This window comes from Massilia sp. CT11-108, from assembly GCF_047302915.1.
Classification (GTDB): Bacteria; Pseudomonadota; Gammaproteobacteria; order Burkholderiales; family Burkholderiaceae_D; genus Telluria; species Telluria orientalis.
On sequence record NZ_JBKYMO010000483.1, the window covers coordinates 1 to 4136 of the forward strand.

The window sequence follows — 4136 nt, forward strand, 5'->3', positions numbered from 1 at the left end:
CGGCCGCGGTGCAGGTCGACAGCGGCATGTCGCGCATGGGCCTCGCGCCCGCCGATCTCGCCGCGCTGGGCGAACCGCGCGACTGGCTCGCCGCGTTCGACCCGGTCCTGCTGATGAGCCACCTGGCCTGCGCGGACGTGCCGGACCACCCGATGAACGAGTACCAGCGCCTGCGCTTCGACGCCATCCGCGCGCAGTTTCCCGCCATGCCCGCGAGCCTCGCGAATTCGTCGGCCGTCTTCCTCGGGCCCGATTTCCATTACGGCCTCGCGCGCCCCGGCGCCGCGCTGTACGGCATCAATCCCCAGCCGGGCGGTGTGAACCCGCTGCGCCAGGCCGTATCGCTGGACGCACGCATCGTGCAGGTACGGACGATCGAAGCCGGCGCCGCCGTCGGCTATGGCGCGCGCTATGTGGCAGAGGGTACGCGCCGCATCGCCACCATCGCCATCGGCTATGCGGACGGCTGGCTGCGCGCCCTGTCCGGCCGCGGCAGCGCGTATATCGACGGCGTGCGCGTGCCGGTCGCGGGCACCGTGTCGATGGACAGCATCACGCTGGACGTCACCGGCATTCCGGACGCGCGCCTGCAGCCGGGCATGACCGTCGAACTGCTCGGGCCGCACCAGCATGTCGACGTCGTCGCGGCGGAGGCCGGGACGATCGGCTACGAAGTGCTGACGCGGATGGGTGCGCGGTTCGAGCGGCGTTACTTGGGCGGGTAGTCGAAGCCCTACCGGCGGCAGAGCGCGCTCACCGGATTGTCGCCTTTCGCGGTGATGACACCAAGGCGATACGGCAGCTTGATGTAATCGTCCACGCGCACTTTCGGGTCATTGCCCTGGAAAAGATATTCGAGAGGTCGGCAAGGATCGATCGTCATCGTCTGATCGGCATTCGTCCGGATCATTTCACCGTGCGAGATGCCTTCGGACCACAGCGGTTCGACGTTATCGCTACCGGCGAATGTATTCATCGGCGCGGACGAAAACGGTTCCCATTTTCCGTCCAGGCGATCGCTCTTCCAGATGCGGAAGTAGCGCCCTTTCGGCGAGATTGCCTCCACCAGCGTGATGTACGTATTCGAATTCGCGATCCGGTATGTATTGCTGGCCTCGAATACATCCTCGGTTTTTTCGCTGATCACCGCGACGGTATTGCGGAAGCCGTTCGGGAACTCGCTCAACCCCGTTTCCGAGCGCAGCAAGCGCCCATGGTCATCGGTATTGAACAGATAGCATTTCTTGTCGTCGCAGATCACCCAGAAGTCCAGCCAGCCCTGCCCTTGCGGTGGCTTGATGATGTCCGGAACAACGGAAAAGAACGGTTTCGGGGCGCTCCACGACATCGGATCGCCGATATCGTCCGACGTCGAATACAGCGGGTCGCCGCCCTGGTAGACGAGATACCATTTCTTCTGCGGCGCGAAATAGAATACTTGCGGCGCGGCGCGGTAACCCGGGCCCATCGGGGATTTGTCGAGCGGGACGATCTTTGCCGACGCCGCTTCCGTCCATTTCCCGAAGCTCGTGTACGCGAGCCCCCAGCCTTTGGAGCCGGCGGTCGTCATGAACACGTGATATTTTCCGTTCACGTACACGATCGACGGGTCTTTTACACCGTAAATCGTCTGGCCTGCAGCCGGTTGAGGCGATATCAGCGGTGCGCTCGACGTCCAGTTGAACGTCGACTTTGCAGGCGCCTGTACGGGCTCGGCGGCACTGTTCGCCAGGACAGCGGCGAATGTCGCCCCGAGAATGCACTTCCCAAGTTTCATGGTGTTCCTATTGTTGGCACGTTGAATGATGCAAGCGGTCGCGGGAGATTGTATGCTATGGATCGAATGCCAAAAATCGCGGAAACGCATGTTTTCCGCCAATCGTGCCAATGAAATTGTCCGATCGGGGCGGCAGAGATGAAGCAGGACGACATCAATGAGATCGAATGGCGTAATCCGGCCAACTGGACCTGGCGCGGCCCGCTCGGCCTGTATTCCAGCAAGCGCGACACGCGCCTGCTGGTCCCCAAGGCCACGCCGATGATGGGTTGGACGCTCAACTTCGGGCACCCCGGCTGGGCCGGCGTCCTGGTTGCCCTCGCGGCCCTGGCGCTCGTCCTGGCGGTGGCGCAGCGCTTGTTCCCGTAGCGCGTCCTCGAGCCGGTCGTTCCCCCAGAACATCTCGTCGCCCGCGAAGAACGTGGGCGCGCCGAAGATGCCGCGGGCCTGGGCCGCCGCCGTGCGCGCATGGAGTGCGGACTTGCACGCGTCCGACCGCGCCGCCTCGATGACCGCACGGCTCTCCACGTCAAGCCCGGCAAGAATGGCGCCGATGACCGCCTCGTCGCCGATGTCCCGGTCATCCGCGAAATTGGCCAGCATGACCTGCTCGCAGAATGCGAATTCCCACGCCGTCCCCTCCCCCTGCAACGCGACCCGCGCCGCCAGCAGCCCGTTGCGCGGAAAGACGGACGGGCGCCGCCAGCGCAAGCCGTATTTTGCGCACTGCCGCTCCATGTCGCGCCACACATAGCGCCCCTTGGCCTCTTGCAGCACGAACGGCGACGTCTCCCACCCCTGCGCCTTGAAGATCGGCCCGAGCAGGAATGGCCTGGGCACCACCCGCACACCCGCAGCGGCCGCGAGACCACGAATCCGCATCATGCCCAGGTAGCTGTAATTGCTGCCGAAGTCGAACCAGAATTCGATCGTATGCATGTACGGCTCCTGTCAGTCGAAGATGAGAAGGCAGCGGATCTCGATGCTCTCGCGCGGCGGCGTGCCGGGCGGCGTGTCCGGATGGGCGAACGCGGCGTGCGGCGTAAAGCATGGCATGCCGTCCAGGGAATCGTACTGCTTGAACACCAGCACCTCGTCGAACCGCATCGCAGGAAAATACGTCCACGCGTGGGCCGGGTTGTGCAGCACTTCGAAGATCTCGCCGGTGCGGGTCGGGTAGACGATGTCCGCCGCCACCAGATCCGACCGTGCCACGGTGCGCGCATCGCAGACCGCCAGCGGCGCGTCCAGTACCGGCAGCCTTGTCGTGCGCCACAGATTGACGATCGCGTGGCGCGGGGCCGACCGGATGCCGTGCGCTTCCATCTCGAGCGCCAGCCTGCGCTGCGCCGACGCCGGCGTGAAGTCGCAATGGACGCGCGTGGCGCTGCTGGGACGCTGGCCGTCGCGCGCGCCGAACGGCGCCAGGATTCCGGGATCGCGCCGGCGTACGAGGTGATCGAACACGATGGCGCGGCTGGCCCCGGTGACGGCGCGCGCCAGTGCCTCCATCTCGCGGTAGTACACGCGCTCTATGGCGTCGCGCCCGGCGAACGACGGCATCGCGCTCGGAGCGCTGCACAGCTGGAAGCCTTCACGGTCGAGCGCGGGCGGATCGCCGGCGGCGCGGCCGTCGCGGATCGTCACGGGCATGGATGCGTAATCGCCGGTGTCCCATGCATGCCCGCCGGGCGGCGCGAGCATCCAGGTGACGGGTTTGCGGTCTGCGCTTTGCAGGTACTCGAGTGTCGCGTCGACGGTGGCCGGATGCATGCTGGGTCCTTGGATGAAGTGGCGAAGAATCTTCATTACAAGCTGTCGCGGCGTGCCCTTCAAACGTTTAAAATGACCGTATCGCATGCCGAATCGGCATGTCAGGAACCTGCCCATGCCGAACCGCCTGATCGACCTGCCGCCACTGGATCTGCTGCGCACCTTCGTCGCAGTGGGCCGCCGCATGAGCATCACGCTGGCCGCGCAGGACTTGTGCATCGTGCAGTCCGCCGTCAGCCGCCAGATCCAGGCACTGGAAGCGACCCTCGGCTGCCGCCTGTTCGTGCGCGGGTATCGCAGCATCGAGTTCACGCCCGAGGGCCGGCACCTGTTCCGGAATGCCGATCCGATGCTGGAACAGCTGGGGTCCGTGATCGGTACGCTGCGTCCTCCCGCCGAGCGGCCGTGCATCACGATCACGGCCACCATCGGCGTCACCGCGCTCTGGCTGCTGCCCCGGCTGGGCGCCTTCCAGCGCGGAGCGCCCGACATCGACGTGCGCGTCGCCGCCACCAATCGCGTGATGGACCTGGAGCGCGACGGCATGGACCTCGCCCTCCGCTATTGCCCCGACGCGGCGGCGCCG

At 65.7% G+C, this 4136-nt stretch carries 4 protein-coding genes; 2 read left to right on the forward strand and 2 right to left on the reverse strand.

All coding sequences use genetic code 11. The annotated features are described in order from the left end of the window. The coding region (alr, locus tag ACEN88_RS25830) for an alanine racemase (RefSeq protein WP_413344267.1) at positions 1-725 on the forward strand (725 nt) is incomplete at its 5' end. 8 nt (positions 726-733) lie between these two features. On the opposite strand, the gene ACEN88_RS25835 is transcribed toward alr, so the two are convergent. Both ACEN88_RS25835 and ACEN88_RS25840 read right to left on the reverse strand, forming a co-directional pair. Continuing rightward, a complete protein-coding gene (locus ACEN88_RS25835) occupies positions 734-2716 on the reverse strand; it encodes a non-reducing end alpha-L-arabinofuranosidase family hydrolase (RefSeq protein WP_413344268.1) in 1983 nt (660 codons plus the stop codon). A gap of 12 nt (positions 2717-2728) precedes the next feature. Further along, entirely contained in the window at positions 2729-3550 is an 822-nt protein-coding gene (locus ACEN88_RS25840; protein ID WP_413344270.1) for a CmcJ/NvfI family oxidoreductase, read from the reverse strand. A 115-nt stretch (positions 3551-3665) separates the two neighbouring features. On the opposite strand from ACEN88_RS25840, the gene ACEN88_RS25845 reads away from it, so the two are divergent. Continuing rightward, on the forward strand, positions 3666-4136 hold a 471-nt coding region (locus ACEN88_RS25845), incomplete at its 3' end, for a LysR family transcriptional regulator (RefSeq protein WP_413344271.1).

What these genes read in the sequence shown, in the direction of transcription:
- ACEN88_RS25835 (WP_413344268.1), bottom strand. Translation starts at nt 2,716, where the DNA reads ATGCATACGATCGAATTCTGGTTCGACTTCGGCAGCAATTACAGCTAC.
- ACEN88_RS25840 (WP_413344270.1), bottom strand. Translation starts at nt 3,550, where the DNA reads ATGCATCCGGCCACCGTCGACGCGACACTCGAGTACCTGCAAAGCGCA.